Below are 22,703 nucleotides of genomic sequence, written 5' to 3'. Positions count from 1 at the left end.
GTCCGAGGACCTAATCTGTGCAGCGTGACTTCGCCTGCCTACACGGAAAACGCTGCGCCCCAGCTCAGCGCGGGGCCGCGGCCCGCACCGGGCCCGGCCGCCGACGAGGGGCTCTCGCGGCGGCTGCGCGCGCTCGCCTGCACGGCGCCGCTGCACGACCTCGACGTGCGCAAGGCGAACCTCGCCGGTGAGTACACCGTGTACGCGATGGCCGAGGTCGCCCTCGCGGCGATCGACCACGTCACCCTCAACATGGACTTCGACACCGGGGCCGACCACGACCAGATAGTGGCCAGACTGCTCCCGCGCGTCGCCGCGCAGGCCCCGCGCCGCCCCGTGGCCGAGCACGAGCGGGTCGCCCGCTGGGTGCTGGAGAACCTGATCAACGTCGGCAGCGTGGACCGCGGCTTCCGGGCGGTCTACGGCACCTTCGGACCGGACGGCGTCTACGTCCGCCGGGACTACGACTTCAAGCTGATCGAGGAGGTTCCGGGATACGGCGGCAGCGTCTATCTGCGCGCCACCGACGAAGCGGTCAACGTCCTGGTCGGCGCGCTCGACACCGATGTCACCAGCGCCCAGATCGCCGCCGAGGTGAAACTGGAGGTCCTGATCAGCCGGGGCCGCCTCGCCGACGCCCAGCTCGCCGCGGAGCAGGCCCGCTACCGGACCGTGCAGTACGCGGAAACGCTCCGCAAGACGCTCGACGCCACCCGGCGCAACGTCCGCGCGGTCGACTGGCTCAACGCCGTGCCCGACATGATCGCCGAGGCGCTCGACCACGTCGCCGACCGCTACCGCCACGAGAACGCGATCCTCACCAACATCCGCAAGGCCAGGGACGAGGCCGAGGAGCCCGAGCACAAGAGGCGCGCCGCCGAGCTCGTCGACATCGTCAAGGACTGCATCCGCCGCCATACCCAGCTCCAGTCCCGCCTCCTGGAGGCCGGGCCGCTGTTCCGCGCCGAGCAGGACCGCCAGGCCTTCGCCACGCCCGCCGCCCGCGTGGGACTCGATCTGTACGGACAGCTCCTGGCCCCGCTGCTGCCGCTCCCCGTCGAGCAGGGCATCCGGGCCACCGACGCGTTCTTCGCCCACGGCACGGGGCTGCGCACCCCCACCTCGGTCCGGGTCGGCGACCTGGTCGACATGCTGCTCACCCCGCCGCTCGAGCGGGAACACCTGGGCGCCGAGATGCCCGAGCCGGACCTGATCGCCACTCCGGACGACAGCCGGTTCAGCGAGGAGCAGCTGGCGTCCGCGATGGAGCTGCTCGACCTGGAGCACGACGCGCCGCGCCGCCTCTCCGGGCTCCTGGCCGAGGCCCGGCGGCGCGACACGGAACTGCCCTATCTGGTCGCCCTGCTCGCCGTGCATGCCGCCAGCCCCCCGGTCGGCACCGCCTACCGGCAGGGGGAGCGCCGCCTGCTGTTCTCCGTGGACGACGGCACCCCGCTCGAGGACCCCGAGTTCGGCGGCGCCGACCTGATCGTGGGCACGGCCCTGCTGGACGCCGTCGGCATGGCGGCCGACCGGGCGGAGGCGACATGAGGACGAGTCACGCCCCTGCCGCTCCCGCGAGAACCCGCGCCGCGGTGACGGGCATCAGGACCGGGCACTCCGTACCCCTACCGAAGACTTTCCGCAACGAGGAGCGACCGTGAGCGACCACCGCGCAGAGCACACCGACGCGTGGAGCGACCCGGCCGCGCTCCACCCGGCCGCCGTGCCCCAGGCCGACCTGGCGGCGCCCGCGTCCGGCCACGCGGCCGACCGGGCGGCGCAGGCGTATCCCGCCGAGCGCCCCGCGGCGCCCGCCGTTTCCGCCGCCGTCACCCCCGCCGACGCGGCGGACGCCTCCCGGCTCGTCGCCTTCGGGCTCCAGCCCAAACTGCTGCCCGCCCGTGATGCCGAGTACGCCGAACTGCTCCGCCGCTACCGGGAAAATCCGGCCTTCGCCCGGCTCGCCGACGCCGTGGCCACCGGGCTCGGCCTCGTCGTCCTGGAGGTGTCCACCCGGGCCGGGATGGCCGTCACGGCGGGCGAGGACTCGGTCTTCGCCGTGCGCATGGGCGATTACGCCCGGCGGGCCTCACCGGACTCCGCCGACCGCTTCCTGCACGGTCTCGCACACCTCGCCGTCGCCGCGATGGCGTTCCCGCGCCCGGAGGACCTCGCGGACGACGCGTACATCGGCCGCATCACGGTCAACGGCGTCGACGCCTTCGTACGCCAGGCGTGTCACCGCCTGGAGGAGCGCGCGGAGGAACAGGGCGACAACACCGACCCGGCCAGCGAGGCCCCCGGCCTGGAGGCGGGCTGGCGGATCTACTCCCGGCGCAGCGCGACCGGAGCGACGAAGGACGCCCGCCGGCTGGCGGGATCCACCACCGGCATCGTCGGCAAGGCCGTGGCGTTCCTCACCGACTCCGGGTTTCTCCAACGCACCGGGGACGACGCCGGAGGCGCCTTCCGCACCACCGCCCGCTACCAGCTCCAGGTCCGCGACATGGCCGGAAGCGCCGCCCTGGCCGAGCTCCTCGAGCTCGGCGTGGTGCCGGTCACCGACGGGTCGGCCACGCTGCTGCCGCCACCCGACCCCGACGGCCTGGAGCTGGCGGCCGGCGCCGGCCTGCCGTTCCACAGCTGACCCGACCCCGACCGGGCCGGTCACTGACCACCCCCAGACGTTTCCCTCCCGCTGCCTGAACGACGAGAGTCCGCCGCCATGTACGAGCTGTCCCGGGTCCGCCTCTACTCCATCGGGCCTGCCGGCGCGCGCTACGCCGACACCGTGCTCGACCTGCGCGGTGTCGGCGAGCCCGTGCCCCACCCCGCGCCCGCGCAGGCGGAGTTCTTCGAGGACGAGCCGGTCGGACCGCCGCGCAGGCCGGCCCCCGCCGGGGTGCTCTTCCTGGAGAACGGCGGCGGCAAGTCCGTCCTGCTCAAGCTGATCTTCTCCGTGATGCTGCCCGGTCACCGCAACACCCTGGGCGGCGCCAGCTCCGGCGTGCTGCGCAAGTTCCTGCTCGCGGAGGACTGCGGACACGTCGCGCTGGAGTGGCAGCACACGCTGACCGGCGAGTGCGTGGTCGTCGGCAAGGTCAGCGAATGGCGCGGACGGCAGGTGTCCAACGACCCCCGGAAGTTCGCCGAGGCCTGGTACTCCTTCCGCCCCGGCCCGGGGCTCGGTCTCGACTCGCTGCCCGTCGCCGAGGCCACCTCCGTCGGCCGCCCCGCCGACGGCGCCTCCGGCGCCCGCGGCAGGCGCCGCACCATGAAGGGCTTCCGCGACGCGCTCACCGAGGCGGGCAAGTTCTACCAGCACCTCGACGTGCACTGGGAAGAGATCCACGACCGCTGGAACGAGCACCTCGGCGACCTGGGCCTGGACCCCGAACTCTTCCGCTACCAGCGCGAGATGAACGCCGACGAGGGTGAGGCGGCCGGACTCTTCGCGGTGAAGAAGGACTCCGACTTCACCGACCTGCTGCTGCGCGCCGTCACCGACACCCGCGACACCGACGGACTCGCCGACCTCGTCAGCGGCTTTGGCAACAAGCTGGGCCGCCGCGCCGAGCTCACCGCCGAGCGCGACTTCACCGCGGGCTCCGTCGACCTGCTCGGCCGCATCGTGGAAGCCGCCGAAGCCCGCGCCAGGACCCGGGACATCCACGCCGGCGCCGAACGCCGCACCCGCACCCTGGCCCGCAGGCTCTCCGCCCGCGCCGGCCTGGAGCGCGGCCGGACCGCGGAGCTCGCCCAGCAGGTCACCGGTGCCGCCCACACCGTCACCGGCGCCGAGCAGGCCCGGAGCCGCAGCGCCCTCATCGCCGCCGAACTCGCCTACCGGCACGCCTCCCTGGCCCTGACCGCGGCCGAGAAGAGCGCGGCGGCCCAGCGCCGTGAACTGGGCGATGCCCGCACCCTGCACGCCGCCTGGCAGGCCGCCGAGGCGGTGCTCCGCCACCGCGCCGCCGCGGACCGCTCCGCCCGGGTCGCCGTCGCCATCCGCGAGGCCGAGCGCGACGCCGCGCCGGCCCTTGCCGCCCGCGCCACCGCCGCGGCCGATCTCGTACGGGCCCTGCACACCGCCGCCGAAGCGGGCGAGAGCCTGGCCAACGAGGAGGAGGAGCGCTCCGACGCGCTCCAGACCGCGGGCGAGGCCGCCCACCGCGACGCCACCACCGCCGCCACCGAGGCCCAGCGCGCCCGCAGCGAGGCCGGCCATCTGCGCCAGCGCCTCGCCGAGGTGGAGCAGGAGACCGCCGAAGCGGTCCGCGCGGGCTGGCTCGACGACACCGCGCCCCACGCGGACCCGGCCCGCGCCGCCCTCGCGGCGAACGATGCCGAGCAGACGGCCGTGGCCGCCTGGGACACCGCCCGCGAGGCCGCCGGGGCCGCGTCGGACCGGTCGAGGCAAGCCGCCGCAGCCGAGAGCCGGGCCGAACTCGCCGCCGCGCGGGCCTCCGACGGCGCACGCGCGGCCGAGCAGGCCTACGAGGCCGAGCTGAGGGCCGCCGAGTCCATCGCCGCCGACCACCGCCTCGCCGACCTTCTGGGGCTGCCCACCACCGGCGGTGTTCCCCGGCCACGGCTGGGCGGGCAGGAAGGAGTGGAGGGCGAGCGGCACGGCGAGGGCCGGGTGGGGTCCGGCACCGAGCCCGGACCGGTCGCTCACGGAGCCCGGAGCGCCGCGCTGTCCGGGACCGCCGAACAGGCCCTCACAGCAGACGAGTTCGACCGCAACGCGGACGAGCTGCGGGAGCTCCTCGACCAGGGCGTCGCCGCGGCCGAGCGCCGGCTCTTCGAGCTGCGTACCGCGGCCGCGGACGACTCCCGCATCCTGGGCGCGCTGGGCGACGGCGGACTGCTGCCGCCGGGACCCGATGTGCTCGCCACCGTCGAATACCTCGGCGAACACGGCATCCCCGCACTGCCCGGCTGGCGCTACCTCGCCCAGGCCGTCGACCCCGCCGACCACGCGGCCGTGCTCGCCGCCCGCCCGGAGCTCGTCGACGGCGTCGTCATCACCGACCCGGACGCGCATGCTCGCGCCCGTGAGGTGCTCGGGGCCGCCGCCCTGCTGCCGCGCTCCGCCGTGGCCGTGGGCACCGCCGCCGCGCTGCTCGCCCCCGTCCCGAACCACGCCGCCGGATCCGCCGCGAGCACCGACGGGGTGTTCCTCGTCCCGCCGAACCCGGCGATGCACGACGAGCACGCCGCGGACGAGGAACGGCAGGCACTCAGGAGCCGGACCGCCGCCCGCGACGAGGACATCCGCACCCTGGCGGCCCGCCTCGCCGGAGACCGCGCGCTCGCCGCCCGTATCGGCTCCTGGCGCGCCGACTGCCCGCCCGGCCGGCTCACCGAACTCGCGGAGGCCGCCCGCACCGCCCGCACGGCCGCCGAGACGGCCGAGGCCGCTCTCGCCGAGGCGCGCACGGCCCGGGCGGAGGCCGACGAGGCGGCGGCGGACACCGCCCGCGTCCGGGACGAACGCCAGGAGGCCGCCCAGCGAGCCCGCCGCGCCGCCGACGCGCTCGCCGGACTCGCCTTCCGGCTCCGCGAAAGGGCCGGCTGGCAGGCGAAACTGCGCGAACTGGCCGACGAGGCGGCCGAGTCCGAGGCCCGCGCCACCGTCTGTCTGGAACGCGCCCGCGCCGCCGACGAGGACCGCAGGGCCGCCCAGCGCGCAGCCGACGACGCCCGCCGCACCGCCCGCGCCCTGCGCGCCGAGCGCGCCGAGATCGCCGGCGCCCCCGAACACCTTCCCGAACCGGAGCCGGGCACCCCGCGGCACAGTCTGCCCGCCCTGCGCGAGGCCTACCGGGCGGCCTCCCAGCTCTACGAGAAGGTCGGCGTCGGCGCCGACCTGCGCGCCGAACAGGCCCGCGCCGAGAGCGACGAGAGCGCCGCGCTGACCGAACTCGACCGGCTCACCAACAAAGTCCGCACCCGGGCCGCCCAGCTCCTGGAAGGCACGGACGGCGCCGACGGGCCCTCCCGCCAGGCCGCCGCCGCCCGCGCCGAATCCCTCGTCCAGCTCCTGGAGACACGCGCCTCGGCCGCCAGCGAACAGCTCGGCCGGCTGCGCGGCGAGGCCGAGCGGCTCGCCCCCGCCGACGGCGAGAGCCTGCACACCGAACTCCCTGACGACCAGGTCCCCGCCGACGCCGAACAGGCCCAGGCCCTCCTGCGTACGGCGACGGGCGAACTCGCCGCCGCGACCGCGGCACTGGACACCGCCCGCGCCGCCCACGCCGAACTGCTCCACGCCCACCGCACCGCCGAGGACTCGGCAGGCGGCTTCGAGGAGACCGCGGCCCTGCTGCGCGACCTCCTGCGGGACCACGGCGCCGACGACGACCCCGAGACCCCCGAGCCGTACCCCGGCAGCCTGGAGGAGGCCCGGCGGTCCGCGGCCGAGGCCCGCCGTTCCCTGCGCGGCTGCTCCGCCGACCTGTCCACCGCGGAAGCGGCCGTGCGGGAGGCGAGTGACGTACTCGTCCGCCACGCCAACTCCACCCGCTACGAACAGGTCCGCACCCCGGCCCGCCAGCAGATCCGCGAACTCCCGGCCGCGGCCCTCCCCGAGCACGCGCAGAAGTGGGCGACGGCGTTCGCACCCCGGCTGCGGGTCCTCACCGACGAACTGGCCCAGTTGGAGCGCAACCGCGACTCCATCGTCGACCGGCTGCGCGGCCTGGTGGACTCGGCGCTCACCACCCTCCGCTCCGCCCAGCGGCTCTCCCGGCTCCCCGAGGGCCTGGGGGAGTGGTCCGGCCAGGAATTCCTCCGGATCCGCTTCGAGGAGCCCGACCAGGCCACCCTCACCGAACGGCTCGGCGAGGTCATCGACGAGGCGACCAAGGCGGCCCTGAAGAAGAACTCCGACCTGCGCCGCGACGGGATGTCCCTGCTGCTGCGCGGCGTACAGGCGGCGCTGGAGCCCCGGGGCATCGCCGTCGAGATCCTCAAGCCCGACGCGGTGCTGCGCGCCGAACGGGTGCCGGTCGGGCTGATGGGCGACGTCTTCTCCGGCGGGCAGCTGCTGACCGCCGCCATCGCCCTGTACTGCACCATGGCCGCCCTGCGCAGCAACGACCGCGGCCGCGACCGGCACCAGCACCGCCACGCGGGGACGCTGTTCCTCGACAACCCCATCGGCCGTGCCAACGCCACGTATCTGCTGGAGCTCCAGCGTGCGGTCGCGGATGCGCTGGGCGTTCAGCTGCTCTACACCACGGGCCTCTTCGACACGACGGCGCTGGCCGAATTCCCGCTGGTCATCAGGTTGCGCAACGACGCCGACCTGAGGGCCGGGCTGAAGTACATCAGCGTCGAGGAGCACCTGCGCCCCGGACTGCCGCAGCAGGACCCCGGCGCGGAGACGGTGCACGGAGAGATCACCGCCACCCGGATGTTCAAGCGGTCCGCGCCGGCGCCGGACGTACCGGCGGCCCGGACCGAGGACGCACACCGCCGGGCGGCGGAGCCCGGCACGGCCCCGTAGCGGAGCCCCGCACGCCACCGTGGCTGAGCGACCGAGGCGCGGGTCAGGCGCGGGAGAGGCGCCGTCCCGCGTCCCGGCGTATCCGCGCGCCGTCCCGCGCGGCGGTCCGCGCCGCCCGTCTCGCCATGCGCCGCTCGCGGCGCAGCCGCCGGGCCGAACTACTGGGCACCGACACCACACCGTTGCGCTGATTCCACACCTGCCGGGTGACCCACACATCCAGCACCGACCAGGTGGCGATCACCGTGCTGCCCACACTGCTGAGCATCATCGGGAAGGCCAGCCAGGAACCGGTCAGCTCGGTCAGGAAGGCGACTGTGGCCTGGACGAGGGTCAGCGATGCGATGAGTACGGCCCGCACGGCTGCCCTGCGCACCGGATCCGGCATCCGCCGACGCGTGGCGGGCTCCTCGACCCAGAGCGGCTGCCGCGGGATCTCAGGCCCGTCCCGCGTCGCCGGGGCCGCGGTGCCCGCCTCCTTCGCCCTCCGGGCCGATGGCACCTCCACCGCACCGTGACGCTCCTGCGTGTCCAACGAATCTCAACTCCCCACCGCTGTCCGACTTCAGGGTTGCTGCCCCACATGCACCCTTTCTACGCGGACGGGCTGTGCCGTCCCGCCCCAGTGCACTCCTGTGGCTCTCCTGCCCCCGTACAGACGGACGAATGCCGGACGGTGAAGATTCCCCCGTCGTTCCCCCGTCCGGCACAGAACGAAGACTTCCAGCCAACCGGCGGGGCAAGGAATATGCCGCTCTGATCGGCGCCTTCTGTCGCATTCGCGAATTTCATCTCCCGGAATACCGGGACATCTCATGGTCAACTCCCGGCAAGGCGGCCGAAAATCGCCCGGACACGCCTTCGAGTTGTCTGTGTGTCGGTAGTAGGCTCGCGCCGTTTGTTGACGGAACACCATCCCCGCCCCGCGGGGCGGAGCTGGGGGAGGCCATGCGCTTTCGCGGAAAGTCCATCCGCAGGAAGATCGTGGCGTTGCTTCTGGTGCCGCTCGTCTCCCTCACCGCGCTCTGGGGCTTCGCCACCTATCTGACCGGGCGCGAGGCCGGCCAGCTGCTGAGCGCGAGCACCGTCGTGGAGAAGGTCGGCCATCCCCTGGAGGACACGGTCAGGGCCGTCCAGAACGAGCGCCGCCAGACCCTCGTCTTCCTCGCCGACCCGCGGGCCTCCGACGCCCTTCCGCTGCTGCGCACGCAACGCGCCGTCACCGACCGCGTCGTCGCGCGCGTGACCTCGAGCGCGCAGCAGGAGGACATCCGCGACGCCCTGCGCCCCGACGCCGAGACCCAGCTCAGCTCGATCCTCGGAGCGGTCGAGGAACTCGACGCGCTCCGCGGCTCCGTCGACCGGCGCACCATCGGCCGGGCCAGGGCCATGGACTACTACAACCGCCTCATCGACCCCTGCTACCGCTTCCTGACCGGCCTCCACACGATGGAGAACGTGTCCATGGACAAGCAGGTCCGGGCGCTGACGGGTGTCTCGCGCGCCCGCGAGATGCTCTCCAGGGAAGACGCGCTGGTCGCCTCCGGACTCCTGGCGGGACGGTTCTCCGCCCCGGAACTCCGCCAGATCTCCGACCTCGTGGCCAACCGGAAACTGCTGTACGAGATCAACCTCCAGGTGCTCCCCGCCTCCGAGCGCCGGCGCGTGGAGCGGTACTGGTCCGGCCCCGACAGCGAACCGCTGCGCACCGCCGAGGACAGACTCCTCGCCCAGGGCCCCATCCGAGACTCCCGTGCCGTGGACACCGCCCGCTGGCAGGAGGTGGCCCCGCCCGTCCTGGACCGGCTGGCCAACGACTCGACCGAGATGAACAACCGCTTCCAGGACCGGGGCAGGCCCGCCGGCTACGGCGTCCTGATCAAGGCGGGCGTCGCCGGTGTGCTCGGATTCCTGGCCCTGCTCGTCTCCGTCTTCGTGTCCGTACGCATCGGCCGCGAGCTCGTCCGTGACCTCTCCCGGCTGCGCAAGGACGCCCACGAGGTCTCCGGAGTGCGGCTGCCGAGCGTGATGCGCCGCCTCGCCGCGGGCGAACACGTCGACGTCGAGACCGAGTCCCCGCACCTCAGTTACGAACGCGACGAGATCGGCCAGGTCGGGCAGGCACTCAACACGCTGCAACGGGCCGCGGTCGAGGCAGCCGTCAAGCAGGCGGACATGAGGCGCGGCGTCTCCGAGGTCTTCGTCAACCTGGCCCGCCGCAACCAGGTGCTGCTCCACCGCCAGCTGACGCTTCTGGACACGATGGAGCGCCGCACCGAGAACACCGACGAACTCGCCGACCTGTTCCGCCTCGACCATCTCACCACCCGGATGCGGCGCCACGCCGAAGGACTGGTGATCCTCTCCGGAGCCGCTCCTTCCCGGCAGTGGCGCAAGCCCATCCAGCTCATGGACGTGGTGCGCGCCGCCGTCGCCGAGGTGGAGGACTACGAACGGATCGAGGTCCGCTGGCTCCCGCGGATCGGCGTGGGCGGCCCCGCCGTCGCCGACCTCACCCATCTCATCGCCGAACTCCTGGAGAACGCCACGGTGTTCTCGCCCCCGCACACCGCGGTCCAGGTACACGGCGAACAGGTCGCCAACGGCTTCACCCTCGAAATCCACGACCGCGGCCTCGGGATGCCCCCCGAAGTGCTCCTGGACGCCAACCTCCGGCTTGCCGAGACCCCCGAGTTCGAGCTGTCCGACACCGACCGGCTCGGTCTCTTCGTCGTCAGCCGGCTGGCCCAGCGGCAGAACGTCCGCGTGTCCCTCCAGACCTCCCCGTACGGAGGCACCACCGCCGTCGTCTTCATTCCGGCGGCGCTGCTCACCGACGCCCCTGACTCGCACGGCACCGGATTCCGCCTCGACCGCAGGTCCGAGAAGGCGATCGCCAGCAGCAGGCCGGGCAGCGACCCGCGGCAGGACCGGGGCCAGGACGCGTCGGACCGCAGTCTCGCCGCCACACGCCCGCCGGACCGGCCGGGCGGCCTGTCACCGGTCCCCAGCGGGCTGGCGGACCCGGCCCTGCTGGACGGTCCGGTCGAGCTCGAAGGGCCGGCCGGGGCCCTGGACTTCGAGCGCGACCCCCTCCTCGAAGCCGTCGCCGGCCGGGGCCTGGATCCCGTACTCGACGGCGTCGCCGACCTGGACGACACGGAGAGCGAACGCGGCGGCATCTTCCGCGCCCGCGAGCTCCGGCGCGACAGCGACCGCGAACAGCACCCGCAGACCGCCGACCGCGAGCAGCACCAGCAGGCCGCCGACCGCACCGCGCAGCCCGAAGGCGTCCGGGCTCTGCGCCCGGACGGCACACGCCCGCTGCCCCGCCGCACACCGCCGACCCTGGTCACCGACCGGGGCCGCCGCGTCGACGCGAGCGGCCGCGCCCACCCCACGTCCGCCGAGCCGGAGGCCGCGCACACCCCGGCCCGGCGCCCCGCGACCGGCCCCGTTCCGCACGAGGAACGCCGCCGCCCCGTCGGACCCCGTCGGCCCGCCGAGGCCCCGCCCGGCACGCCATCGGTTCCGGCGCCCCGCTCGTCCATGTCAGCCGTCCCGTCACCGCCGGCCGCCCCCGACACCGTGGGCGGACTGCCCCGCCGGGTCCGGCAGGCCAGCCTCGCCCCGCAGCTCCGCGAGGGCCCGGGCGTCACCGGGCCGGACCCGGTGGAGAGCGCCGAGGACATCGAGCGGGACGCCGACGAGGTACGCACCCGCATGGCCTCGCTCCAGCGCGGCTGGCAGCGCGGGCGTCTGCAGAACGCCGAGGACGTGACCGGCCCCGACGACACAGCACAAGGAACCACTCCGGGAGGGGACGGTCCATGACCGCACCGAACGCCGCAGCACTCGACTCCGCACGTCAGGGGTCGGGCGAACTCAACTGGCTCCTCGACGAACTCGTCGAGCGCGTCGCCAGCATCCGTAAGGCGCTGGTCCTTTCCAGCGACGGCCTCCCCACCGGCGCGTCCAAGGACCTGACCAGGGAGGACGGCGAACACCTGGCGGCCGTCGCCTCCGGATTCCACAGCCTCGCCAAGGGCGTCGGCCGCCATTTCGACGCCGGCCGGGTCCGTCAGACCGTCGTCGAACTCGACGAGGCGTTCCTGTTCGTCACGGCGGCGGGCGACGGCAGCTGCCTGGCCGTACTGGCCGATTCCGACTCGGACGTCGGGCAGGTCGCGTACGAGATGACCCTGATGGTCAAGCGCGTGGGAGCTCACCTGGCCAATGCTCCCCGGACGACCGGTACGTCCTCGGGAGGGTGAGTGGATGGGATGAGCGCCGACACCTCCCGTTCCCCCGGCGTCCCGGGCGACCCGCAGTCCTCGCGCTGGTACGACGGCGACGCCGGCCCGGTGGTCCGCCCGTACGCGATGACCAGGGGACGCACCAGCAGCGCGTCCCGTCACCGCCTCGACCTGATCGCGATCGTCATGCCCGAACCCGCGGCCGACGATCCCGGCAGGGACCAGATGCTCTCCCCGGAACACGTGGAGATCGTCGAACTCTGCAGTGACATGCCCCAGTCGATCGCCGAGCTCGCGGCCGGTCTGGATCTCCCCGTCGGGGTGGTCCGGGTCCTGGTCGGTGATCTCGTCGAGGACGAGCTGGTGCACGTAACCCGTCCCGTTCCGCCGGCCGAGCTGCCGGACGTGAACATTCTTCGCGAGGTGATCAATGGCCTTCGGGCGCTCTAGCCGCAACAGGCGGCCCGTTGAGCCGGTTACCTTGAAAATCTTGGTGGCGGGCGGCTTCGGCGTGGGCAAGACGACCCTGGTGGGCGCGGTCAGCGAGATCAGGCCGCTGCGTACGGAGGAGAGGCTGAGCGAGGCGGGACGTCCGGTGGACGACCTGGACGGTGTCGAGGCGAAGACCACGACGACCGTGGCGATGGACTTCGGCCGGATCACCCTGCGCGAGGACCTTGTGCTGTACCTCTTCGGCACTCCCGGACAGGACCGCTTCTGGTTCCTCTGGGACGAACTCGCCCAGGGCGCGCTGGGCGCGGTCGTCCTCGCGGACACGCGCCGGCTGGAGGACTGCTTCGCGGCGGTCGACTACTTCGAGCGCCGCGACATTCCCTTCGCCGTCGCCGTCAACTGCTTCGAGGGCGCCGACCGGTTCCCGGCCGGGACGGTGCAGGCGGCACTCGATCTCGATCCGCAGGTGCCGGTGCTCATGTGCGACGCCCGGGACCGGTCGTCCGTACGGGACGTCCTGGTGGCCGTCGTCGAACACGCGATGGCCCGCGTGGACCGGCTCCGTGAGCCGGCCACGACATAACGGCACCGGCGCGCAGGCCGCGTACACACTGGTCACGGGACCTGGCACAGGATCAGAAGCGGTGCTGCGCTCAGCCGTTGTCGGCGAGCCACTTGGCGGCGGTCTCCGCGAGCTCCCGGTCGCGGCCCGTCAGCATCATCCCGATCATCTGCGCGTCGCCGCGCAGCGACCAGGCGGGATGGCCGAAGGTGGCCGGGTTGTTCTTCTCGATCAGGAAATGCGCGGGCCAGGCGGTCCCGTACCCGATCAGCGGCAGTGCCGCCGCGTACCGCTTCCGGCCGCGCGCCAGTCCGTAGGCGGTGATCGCGAGACCGGTCAGGGTGCCGGTCAGATGGACCCAGCGGGTCGCGGCCCGGGAGTGCATCGCGACGTAATAGGGCCAGAATTCCTCGTACGAATCGAACGTCTGCTGTGGCATACGGGCACCGTAGTGACTGAATCGGCAACCGGATACGGCTCATCCGCGTCCGAGAAGAAGAACGGGCGGCCGGAACCCACGGGGGTGGTCCCGGCCGCCTGCTCGTCCGCTTTCCGGATCACACGGTCCCTCAGTGGCCGGCGACGGATCTGCGGGCCACCGGGAAGTCGAAGTAGGTGTCCGGAAAGAGCTCCGGCTTGAAGGTGTAGTGCCACCACTCCTCGGCCAGATTGACGAATCCGGCGTCGGTGAGCGTCTTCTTGAGGAACTGGCGGTTGGCGCGCTGCACGCCCTGGATCCGCGGGTCGTCGGTGTGCGACAGCGTGTCGAAACAGTCGAAGCCGGTCCCCATGTCCACCGAGTTGTCCGGGAAGCGGTCGGCCTGCGGGGCGTAGCACGGCACCAGCTTCTCGCCCGGGCGGTACGGCCTGGTCGGCACGGCCGGCAGCCGCACCAGCGTCAGGTCCACCGTGCTGCCCCGGCTGTGCCCGGACTTCTCGGCGATGTAACCGTCCGCGAACAGGCGGGTCTTGTCGACCTGCGGATAGAACTCGCCCTTCATGGTCTCGTCGTCCAGGTCCTTCGCCCAGCGCACGAAGTGGTCGACGGCCCGCTGGGGCCGGTAGCAGTCGTAGACCTTCAGCGAGTACCCCTGGGCCAGCAGCCGGACCTGGGCCCGGTGCAGGGCCTCGGCCGCAGGCCGGGTCAGGATGCACAGCGACCGGCGGTAGCCGTCCACCGGGACACCCATGAAGTCGTGCTCGGTGGGGTAGCGCATCTCCTGGATGATCGTGGGATCGACCGCGCGCAGGGCGACGAACTCCGGGGGAGCCTTCGGCTCGGGCTTCGCCTGCGCCACCGGAGCGGCAGCGGTGACGGCGAGCAGAGTGGCGGCACTCGCCGCCAGGGCACGGAAAACGGACCTCATGACTGTCATGAGCACATCGTCCACCAGTCCGGCCGCCGTGGGCGGACGATCGGATACAGTCCGCGCGTGTCCGTCCGGCCGGCACGAGCCGCAGGCGTGAACCGACGAGGAACGGAGAAGCCGTGAAGGATCCCCACTCCCACTGCGGCAGTTGCGGTAGGCCGTACACCGCGCTGCCGTCCCCCGACAGCTGGCCCCGCACCTGCCCCGCCTGCGGTGCCACCGCCTACCGCAACCCGCTGCCGGTCGCCGTCGCACTGCTCCCCGTGACCGACGACGACGGCACCGGACTCGTCGTCATCACCCGCACCATCGAACCCCGCCTCGGCGGCATCGCCCTCCCCGGCGGCTTCATCGACCACGAGGAGGACTGGAAACACGCGGTCGTACGCGAACTCCGCGAGGAGACCGGCATCGAGGCGGACCGCGACGACGTCCGGCTGGCCGACGCCCTCAGCGACACCGACGGGCACCTCCTCCTGTTCGGGCTGCTCCCCGCGCGGCCGGCGGCCGCCCTTCCGCCGTCCGTGCCGACCGACGAGACGTCCGGATACGGAGTGCTGCGCGCCCCCGAAACGCTCGCCTTCCCTCTCCACACCGAGGCGGTCCGCTCCTGGTTCGCCGGCCACTACCGCTGACGGCGCGGGCAGTACGGACCGCGGTGGCGCATCCCGTCAGATTCCCCGCACCCGGACCGGACAGTCCACCAGTCCCTCCCCGCCGTCCCGCTCCACCACGACCCGCCCGCCCACCAGCCGCGTCGTGTACCGCTCGACCACCGTCGGCGCCCAGCCGTCACCCCCGTCACGGACCACCGAGCCGCCCCCGCCCGTCCCCTCCACCGGAGCCCACACCTCCAGTTCGAGCCCGCCGTCCGCGCCCCGCACCGGAATCACCGATCCGGCCCGGGCCAGCACCGGCACCCGCGACAGCGGCGCCTCGACCACCACCTGCCCCGGGCCCTCGTACACCGCACCGCTCACCGTGTCGTACCAGCGCCCCGGAGGCAGGCGGACCGGCCGCTCCCCGACGCCCGGCTCCAGCACCGGCGCCACCAGCAGCGCGTCACCGAGCAGGAACGCGTCCTCGCACTCCCGCAGGGCCCGGTCGCCGGGCGCCGACCACCACAACGGACGTACGTACGGGGCCCCCGACAGCCGGGCCAGGTGCGCCAGCGTCACCCAGTACGGGCGCAGCCGCTCCCGCTCCACCAGCACCTCCCGCGCACCGTCGAGCACCTGCGCGCCGAACTCCCACGGCTCCCGGCGCCCCGCGGCGATCGCCGCACCCGTCCGGAAGAGCGGAAGATACGCACCCAGCTGGAACCACCGCAGATACAGCTCGGGAGACGGTGAACCGTCGGAACCGCCCACATCCGGCCCCGCATACGGCACCCCGCACAGCCCGAGGCCCAGCACCAGCGCCAACGAGGCCCGCAGCCCGGGCCAGCCGGCCGCCACATCACCGGACCCGATCCCCCCGTACCGCTGCGTCCCCGCCCAGCCGGACCGGGAGACCAGGAACGGGCGCTCCCCGGGCCGCAGCCGGAGCAACTCGTCGTACCCCGCCCGCGCCGTCGCGAGGCCGCCCACGTCGTCGGCCTCCCGCTGATCGCCGCCGAACCCTTCCGGCGCGGACAACGGCAGCCCCCTGTCCCGGTCCCCGGCGGCGACCTGCCACGCCTCCCGCTCGCTCCCCGGCCCCCGCCGTGCGTGCTGCGGCCCCAGCGCCCACGACGGAGGCACCGCCGGCGCCCCCGTCAGGGCCGACCAGCCCTGCAGGACCCGGGCCGGTGTGCCGACGACCACCCAGCAGCGCAGCGGACCTCCCTCGACGCGCAGCTCGGACGACCCCGGCCGGTCATGACCGGATCCGGCCCCCTCCGTGCCCTCGCGCAGCTCCACCCGCCCCGCCCAGGAGTTGTCGTGGAACATCAGATGCGTCCCCGCGTCCGAGACCACCATCTGCACCGGCATCGTCAGATACCGCCCATCGTCCCCGGGCCCGGGCCGGCCGCCCGGACCGCTGTTCCACAGCGCGTACACACCGTTCCCGAGCCGTGGCCCCGCCGCCCGCCCGCCGGGCCCGAAGAACCGCGCGTCCGCCGGGACCTCGGAGCGCTGCACCCATCGCCCCGGACCGCCCGCCACCGGCTCCCACCACCGGGGCGGCAGCTGCCGCCGGAGCACCACCCCGCCCGGGGTCCGCAGCTCCACCGCCCCCAGCCGGGACACCACCACGGTCAGCCGCTCCGACACCACCTGCCAGCCGCCGTCCTTGTCCGGCTCCAGCACGGCCCGCGGATCGGCGTCCGGCGCATCCTCCGGCAGGGCGTACGACGGCGAGGGCTCCGCGCCGTCCCACCCCAGGAAGACCGCCCCGCCCGCCCCCACCCGGACCCGCAGCTCCGACCGGGCGAACCTCACCACACCACCGCCCGGCCCCGGCTCCGCCCCCACCAGATTCCCCGGCACCCGCGCCCGCTCCGGACCACGCGCAGGCAGCGCCCGCGCATCCGCCCGCACCCGTAGCCACGCCGAGCGCACCGTACGCAGCCCCTGCATCGAACCGACCGACTTCACCGAGCGCACCAGGTCACGACCGTCCATCGCTTCAGCCTGCCACCAGGCACGACGGGAGCGGGTTCTGTTCAACTACCGTTCACCAGCGGTACGGCGTGGCCGGACGTGTCGGGACCACATACCGGGACACGCGGCCATGGGCGGGCAACCCTGGTGCGAAAGACGATCACATGGCATCGTCCGTGGAGCCGCCTCACGCGCACACCCCAGCCCGTGCGCGCGACTCACGCACACCCCGCGTACCCGTACAGCCAGGGAGCCGCCCCATGACCTCAGCAGCCGAAGAAGCCCCCCTGTGGCAGCCCGGCCCGGACCGCATCGCGGCCGCCGCCGTCACCCGCTTCCAGAGCTGGGCGGCCGAACACCACGGAGCACCGGCCGAAGGTGGTTACGCGAGCCTGCACCGCTGGTCGGTCGACGAGCTCGACACCTTCTGGAAGGCCGTCGCCGAATGGTTCGACGTCCGGTTCTCCACCCCGTACGAGACCGTCATCGGCGACCGCACCATGCCCGGCGCCCAGTGGTTCCCCGGCGCCACCCTCAACTACGCCGAGCACGCGCTGCGCACCGCCGAGGACCCTCTTCGAGCGGACGCCCCCGCCCTGCTCCACGTCGACGAGACCCACACCCAGGTGCCCGTCTCCTGGTCCCGGCTGCGCCGCCAGGTCGGCTCGCTCGCCGCCGAACTCCGCGCCCTCGGCGTCAGGCCCGGCGACCGCGTCAGCGGCTACCTCCCCAACATCCCGCAGGCGGTCGTCGCCTTCCTCGCCACCGCCGCCGTCGGCGCCGTCTGGACCTCCTGCGCGCCCGACTTCGGCGCCCGCAGCGTCCTCGACCGCTTCCAACAGGTCGAACCCGTCGTCCTGTTCACCGTCGACGGCTACCGCTACGGAGGCAAGGAGCACCACCGCGCGGACACCGTCGCCGAACTGCGCCGCGAACTCCCCACCCTGCGCGCCGTCGTCCACATCCCGCTGCTCGGCACCGACGCACCCGAAGGCGCACTCGACTGGTCCGCCCTCACCGAAGCGGACACGGAACCGGTCTTCGAACAGGTCCCCTTCGACCACCCGCTGTGGGTCCTCTACTCCTCCGGCACGACCGGCCTCCCCAAAGCCATCGTCCAGTCCCAGGGCGGCATCCTGCTCGAACACTTCAAGCAGATCGGCCTGCACTGCGACCTCGGCCCCGAGGACCGCTTCTTCTGGTACACCTCCACCGGCTGGATGATGTGGAACTTCCTCGTCTCCGGCCTCCTCACCGGCACCACCCTCGTGCTGTACGACGGAAGCCCCGGCTACCCGGACGTCAGCGCCCAGTGGCGCGTCGCCGAACAGACCGGCGCCACCCTGTTCGGCACCTCCGCCGCCTACGTCATGGCCTGCCGCAAAGCCGGTATCCACCCGGGCCGGGACTTCGACCTCTCCCGCATCCAGTGCGCCGCCACCACCGGCTCCCCGCTCCCGCCCGACGGATTCCGCTGGCTACACGACGAAGTGGCCGACGACCTGTGGATCGCCTCAGTCAGCGGCGGCACCGACGTCTGCAGCTGCTTCGCCGGCGCCGTCCCCACCCTTCCCGTCCACATCGGCGAACTCCAGGCCGCCTGCCTCGGCACGGACCTGCAGTCCTGGGACCCCGCAGGCGAACCCCTGACCGGAGAGGTCGGCGAACTCGTCGTCACGAAGCCCATGCCGTCCATGCCGATCCGCTTCTGGAACGACCCCGACGGTAGCCGCTACCGCGACAGCTACTTCGAGACGTACCCCGGCACCTGGCGGCACGGGGACTGGATCACGATCACCGACCGCGGATCCGTCGTCATCCACGGCCGCTCCGACTCCACCCTCAACCGGCAGGGCGTCCGCATGGGTTCCGCGGACATCTACGAAGCCGTCGAGCGCCTCCCCGAAATCCGTGAGTCCCTCGTCATCGGCCTGGAGGAACCCGACGGCGGCTACTGGATGCCGCTGTTCGTCCACCTCGCCGAAGGCGCCGCACTCGACGACACCCTCCGCGACTGCATCAAGCGCACCATCCGCGAAAACCTCTCCCCGCGCCACGTCCCGGACGAGGTCATCGAGGTCCCCGGCATCCCGCACACCCTCACCGGCAAGCGCATCGAGGTTCCGGTCAAGCGCCTGCTCCAGGGAACGGCCCTGGCCAAAGCCGTCAACCCCGGATCCGTCGACAACCTGGAACTCCTCCACTTCTACGAGGAGCTGGCTCGCAAGCGCGGCTGACCGAGGCCACTGTCAGTGCCCATGATTACGCTGTGTGAGCAATGTTCGACAGCGCACTGGGGGAAATCATGGCGCAGACCAGGAACAACCGGGCCACCGTCCGCGGCAGGACCGGCACCACGATGCGACGCACGCTGCGCCGCGAAGCACCGAGCACCATCGGCCTCCTGACCGATGAACAGGACTTCGCGGCGATGCGGCGCTACCGCACCTTCACCTTCGACGACCACTCCGTCTATCTGCAGCAGGTGGAAGGCCTGCTCAGGGCACTCGCCGCCCAGGGCATGCACACGACGGTCGCTCTCTTCGACCCCGAGGAGTACGCGGAGTTCTGCGCAGAAACGGGAATCGCCCCCGACAGCCCCTCCGGCCGCAGCCGGTTCACCGCGGAGGTCGCGGCCTGCGGCGCCACCGTCGCCTACACCGGACAGCCTCTCGACACCCTCATCCCTCTCCTGGTCTCCCGAGCGGTCCGGCAGGCCACCTGGGAGTACGCCACGATGCTCCTGTCCGGGCTCGGGGACTGCGCGGACTGCGGCCAGGACGTCGGACGCGCCGCCTTCGACCGCGCGTCCCACCTCCTGCTTCGCACCCTGGAGGCCGCAGGCCCCGGCACGCACCACCTCGTCTGCAGCACCCCCACGGAGAACGAGCAACTGCTCGCCGCCCTGCACACCGAGCGGGACACCACCGGGCCGGCGCACCTCGATTCGGGGGAGGGCGCCGAGTTCGTGACCGTGCTGGCCGTCGGTATCGCGCTGGAAAGCCACGGGGGAGTCGTCCTGCGGACCAGCGCTCCGGGAGCCCCGGACCGGGTCCACGGCTGGCGACTCACCGGCGGCAGCCTCGTCCCGCTCACCGCGGGGGAGGTGTTCAGCGCCTACTGCACCGACGCGGACACCGGTGAGCCCGTCTCTCCGGAATCGGGCGTGGAGTACTGCGCAGGGTTCGACGTCGGTGCCGACGAACCGGAGGCGCACCACTGACGGCCGGAAGGGGCCTCCCGCCGACCCGGGCGGGAAGCCCCTTCACCACACATCGCACGACGCCATGGTCATGCGTGGCGTCCTACTCGCCCGACAGCACCGCCTGCGCGGCGACGCGGGCCTCCTCGGCCGAGTCCGCGGCACGTGCGGCAGCCGCGGCGCGCTCGCACTGGGCGAGCGTGTACTTCGCCAGCGTGCTGCGTACATAGGGAATGGACGCGGCACCCATCGACAGCGACGTGACACCCAGACCGGTCAGGACACAGGCGAGCAGCGGATCGGAGGCGGCCTCACCACAGACACCACAGCTCTTGCCCTCGGCCTTGGCGGCATCGGCCGACATGGCGACCAGATCCAGCAGCGCGGGCTGCCAAGGGTCCTGGAGACGGGACACCGCACCCACCTGACGGTCCGCGGCGAAGGTGTACTGCGCCAGGTCGTTGGTGCCCAGCGACAGGAACTCCACCTCCTGCAGCACCGAACGCGCCCGCAGCGCGGCCGACGGGATCTCCACCATCGCGCCGAACTTGGCCTGCAGCCCGGCCGCGCGGCACGCGTCGGCGAACGCCTTGGCGTCCGCACGGTCCGCGACCATGGGAGCCATGACCTCTAGGTAGACGGGCAGCCCTTCGGCCGCCTTCGCCAGAGCGGTCAGCTGGGTCTGCAGCACGTCGGGGTGATCCAGCAGGCTGCGCAGCCCTCGCACACCGAGCGCCGGGTTCGGCTCGTCGGCCGGAGTCAGGAAGTCCAGGGGCTTGTCCGCCCCCGCATCCAGCACCCGCACCACGACCCGGCCTTCGGGGAACGCCTCGAGCACCGCGCGGTACGCGGCGATCTGCTTCTCCTCGGACGGCGCCTGCTTGCTGTCGTCCAGGAAGAGGAACTCGGTACGGAAGAGCCCCACCCCCTCCGCACCCGCGGCGACGGCCGCCGGGACGTCACCGGGCCCGCCGACGTTGGCCAGCAGCGGCACCAGGTGCCCGTCGGACGTCGCGCCCGGACCGGTGGACGCGGACAGCGCCGCCTTGCGCGCGGCGGCGGAGCTCTCCAGCTCCGCCTGCTTCTCGGCACTCGGCTCGACGAAGATCTCGCCGGTGCTGCCGTCCACGGCGATCACCGTGCCCTCGGCCAGCTCGCCGGCGCCGGGGAGCGCCACGACAGCGGGCACGCCGAGCGCCCGCGCCAGAATGGCGCTGTGACTCGTCGGCCCGCCCTCCTCGGTGACGAAGCCGAGAACCAGAGTGGGGTCGAGCAGCGCCGTGTCGGCCGGAGCCAGGTCCCGGGCGATCAGCACGTACGGCTCATCGCTGTCCGGCACGCCCGGCATCGGCACACCGAGCAGGCGGGCCACGATCCGGTTGCGTACGTCGTCGAGGTCGGCGACACGGCCGGCCAGGTACTCACCGGCGCCGGCGAGCAGCGCGCGGTAGGAGGCGAACGCGTCGTACACACCGCGCTCGGCGGTACTGCCGACTGCGATACGCCGGTCCACATCCGCCATGAGCTCGGGGTCCTGCGCCATCATGGCCTGGGCCTCCAGCACGTGCTGGGCCTCGCCCCCGGCCAGGTTGCCGCGCGCGATGAGGTCGGCCGCCACGGCCTCCACGGCCTGCCGGGCCCGCCCCTGCTCGCGCTCGGCCTCCTCGGCCGGAATCTGCTTGGCCGGCGGTTCGAGCACTGCCGTGCCCATGTGCCGTACCTCGCCGATCGCCACACCGTGGCTCACGCCTACGCCTCGCAGCGTTGTCTGCATTTCACCCGTCTCCGGTCGTGCGGCGGACGATGCCCCCGCGGTGGTTATCCAGTCGGCTGTCACTGCGCCGAACGCGTTACTGCCAACCGAACAGTGTGTCGCCGACCTTCACGTCGCCGTCCTCGATGACGGCGGACAGCGAATCGGCCGTTGCCTCCAGCGCCACGACGGGGCACACCGGCGACTTGCCGGCCGCCTCGACCGCAGCCGGGTCCCACCGGACGATGCCCTGGCCGCGCGTGACGGTGTCCCCCTTGTTCACGAGCAGCTCGAAGCCCTCGCCGTTGAGCTGGACCGTGTCGATGCCGAGGTGGGTCAGAACCCCATGGCCCTCGCTGTCCACGACCACGAAGGCGTGCGGGTGAAGGGAGACGACGATTCCGTCGACCGGCGAGACCGCCTCGGACGGCTCACGGACGGGGTCGATGGCGGTCCCGGGACCGACCATCGCCCCGGAGAAGACCGGGTCGGGTACAGCAGTGAGCCCGATGGCACGCCCTGCAAGAGGGGACGTCACAGTGGTCATGGGGGAGCCTCCCAGAGTGGAGCTTCAATGGCGCCGCCGCGGCTTGTAGGGGACGGCGTACTGCTCAGCAGGGTAAGTCATAAGAAGTGACGGTTCCGCCCGAGTCCTGACGGTTCGAGGACCTAGGGGTGCACCGGAAACGATTTGCCTCGACTCCCGGCAGCCTGTACTGTCGTACTCCTGCCTGGCCCCAACGCGACATTGAGTCGGGGGTCGGCAGCGACTATCAAGCCCAAACCCTAACCCGATATCGGGCAGGCTCATGTCTGCGGGGTGCTGGTCAGGGAAAGTGAAATGGCCTGATAGAGTCTGGATCGCCGGAAAGGGAAACGCGAAAGCGAATTCCTGTGAAAGCGAAAATGCAAGACCCGCTTCGACCGGGAATCGGACACGAAAGAGTCTGATAGAGTCGGAAACGCAAGACCGAAGGGAAGCGCCCGGAGGAAAGCCCGCAGGGGT

16 protein-coding genes are annotated in these 22,703 nt (G+C 72.7%); 10 read left to right on the top strand and 6 right to left on the bottom strand.

Annotation, left to right across the window (positions count from 1 at the left end; translation table 11 throughout):
- Positions 1-24: 24 nt before the first annotated feature.
- The 3 genes from ABTX18_RS17730 (at position 25) to ABTX18_RS17720 (ending at position 7,516) form a co-directional block, all read left to right on the top strand.
- Complete coding sequence (locus tag ABTX18_RS17730; RefSeq protein WP_352123635.1) at positions 25-1,551, top strand: hypothetical protein; 1,527 nt, start codon at positions 25-27, stop codon at positions 1,549-1,551.
- Between the two features lie 109 nt (positions 1,552-1,660).
- Positions 1,661-2,650 carry a hypothetical protein gene (locus ABTX18_RS17725; protein WP_352123634.1) on the top strand — a complete coding sequence of 330 codons (990 nt, stop codon included), beginning with the start codon at positions 1,661-1,663 and terminating at the stop codon, positions 2,648-2,650.
- A 78-nt stretch (positions 2,651-2,728) separates the two neighbouring features.
- Positions 2,729-7,516 carry a hypothetical protein gene (locus tag ABTX18_RS17720; protein ID WP_352123633.1) on the top strand — a complete coding sequence of 1,596 codons (4,788 nt, stop codon included), beginning with the start codon at positions 2,729-2,731 and terminating at the stop codon, positions 7,514-7,516.
- A 43-nt stretch (positions 7,517-7,559) separates the two neighbouring features.
- On the opposite strand, the gene ABTX18_RS17715 is transcribed toward ABTX18_RS17720, so the two are convergent.
- Positions 7,560-8,018 carry a hypothetical protein gene (locus ABTX18_RS17715; RefSeq protein ID WP_503061171.1) on the bottom strand — a complete coding sequence of 153 codons (459 nt, stop codon included), beginning with the start codon at positions 8,016-8,018 and terminating at the stop codon, positions 7,560-7,562.
- Between the two features lie 446 nt (positions 8,019-8,464).
- On the opposite strand from ABTX18_RS17715, the gene ABTX18_RS17710 reads away from it, so the two are divergent.
- From ABTX18_RS17710 to ABTX18_RS17695, 4 genes are read left to right on the top strand one after another with little or no spacing between them, the layout of a single operon-like run.
- Positions 8,465-11,350: a sensor histidine kinase gene (locus tag ABTX18_RS17710; protein ID WP_352123632.1), complete on the top strand. Its 2,886-nt coding sequence runs from the start codon at positions 8,465-8,467 to the stop codon at positions 11,348-11,350.
- Positions 11,347-11,790 carry a roadblock/LC7 domain-containing protein gene (locus ABTX18_RS17705; protein WP_352123631.1) on the top strand — a complete coding sequence of 148 codons (444 nt, stop codon included), beginning with the start codon at positions 11,347-11,349 and terminating at the stop codon, positions 11,788-11,790. Before ABTX18_RS17710 ends, ABTX18_RS17705 begins: the two co-directional genes overlap by 4 nt.
- Before the next feature lie 9 nt (positions 11,791-11,799).
- On the top strand, positions 11,800-12,222 hold the full coding sequence (locus tag ABTX18_RS17700; RefSeq protein WP_352123630.1) for a DUF742 domain-containing protein: 423 nt from the start codon (positions 11,800-11,802) through the stop codon (positions 12,220-12,222).
- The gene (locus tag ABTX18_RS17695; RefSeq protein WP_352123629.1) at positions 12,203-12,808 is read left to right on the top strand and encodes a GTP-binding protein; all 606 of its coding nucleotides are present in this window, start codon (positions 12,203-12,205) and stop codon (positions 12,806-12,808) included. Before ABTX18_RS17700 ends, ABTX18_RS17695 begins: the two co-directional genes overlap by 20 nt.
- Positions 12,809-12,878: 70 nt before the next feature.
- Here the strand turns inward: ABTX18_RS17695 and ABTX18_RS17690 are convergent, their stop codons facing one another.
- Positions 12,879-13,226: an Mpo1-like protein gene (locus ABTX18_RS17690; protein ID WP_352123628.1), complete on the bottom strand. Its 348-nt coding sequence runs from the start codon at positions 13,224-13,226 to the stop codon at positions 12,879-12,881.
- Between the two features lie 130 nt (positions 13,227-13,356).
- Positions 13,357-14,163, bottom strand: coding sequence for a M15 family metallopeptidase (locus ABTX18_RS17685; protein WP_352123627.1), 807 nt, complete (start codon positions 14,161-14,163; stop codon positions 13,357-13,359).
- Positions 14,164-14,276: 113 nt separating this feature from the next.
- Here ABTX18_RS17685 and ABTX18_RS17680 point away from each other — a divergent pair, with 113 nt between their 5' ends.
- Positions 14,277-14,792: an NUDIX domain-containing protein gene (locus tag ABTX18_RS17680; RefSeq protein WP_352123626.1), complete on the top strand. Its 516-nt coding sequence runs from the start codon at positions 14,277-14,279 to the stop codon at positions 14,790-14,792.
- Between the two features lie 36 nt (positions 14,793-14,828).
- Here ABTX18_RS17680 and ABTX18_RS17675 read toward each other — a convergent pair whose 3' ends face one another.
- Positions 14,829-16,763, bottom strand: a complete 1,935-nt coding sequence (locus tag ABTX18_RS17675) for a glycoside hydrolase family 31 protein (RefSeq protein ID WP_352123625.1) — start codon at positions 16,761-16,763, stop codon at positions 14,829-14,831.
- Between the two features lie 239 nt (positions 16,764-17,002).
- Between ABTX18_RS17675 and ABTX18_RS17670 the strand changes: the two genes are divergently transcribed.
- On the top strand, positions 17,003-18,979 hold the full coding sequence (locus tag ABTX18_RS17670) for an acetoacetate--CoA ligase (protein ID WP_352123624.1): 1,977 nt from the start codon (positions 17,003-17,005) through the stop codon (positions 18,977-18,979).
- A 68-nt stretch (positions 18,980-19,047) separates the two neighbouring features.
- The gene (locus tag ABTX18_RS17665; protein ID WP_352124005.1) at positions 19,048-19,965 is read left to right on the top strand and encodes a DUF8829 domain-containing protein; all 918 of its coding nucleotides are present in this window, start codon (positions 19,048-19,050) and stop codon (positions 19,963-19,965) included.
- A gap of 82 nt (positions 19,966-20,047) precedes the next feature.
- Here ABTX18_RS17665 and ptsP read toward each other — a convergent pair whose 3' ends face one another.
- Together ptsP and ABTX18_RS17655 are read right to left on the bottom strand one after the other, a co-directional pair.
- Positions 20,048-21,718, bottom strand: coding sequence for a phosphoenolpyruvate--protein phosphotransferase (ptsP, locus tag ABTX18_RS17660; protein ID WP_352123623.1), 1,671 nt, complete (start codon positions 21,716-21,718; stop codon positions 20,048-20,050).
- A gap of 76 nt (positions 21,719-21,794) precedes the next feature.
- Complete coding sequence (locus ABTX18_RS17655) at positions 21,795-22,244, bottom strand: PTS sugar transporter subunit IIA (protein ID WP_352123622.1); 450 nt, start codon at positions 22,242-22,244, stop codon at positions 21,795-21,797.
- Between the last annotated feature and the right edge of the window lie 459 nt (positions 22,245-22,703).

Origin of the sequence: Streptomyces sp. NPDC096323 (genome assembly GCF_040302845.1) — a bacterium.
Taxonomy (GTDB): domain Bacteria; phylum Actinomycetota; class Actinomycetes; order Streptomycetales; family Streptomycetaceae; genus Streptomyces.
Note: the sequence above shows the minus strand (reverse complement) of the source record. Positions and strands in the feature narration are given on the sequence as shown.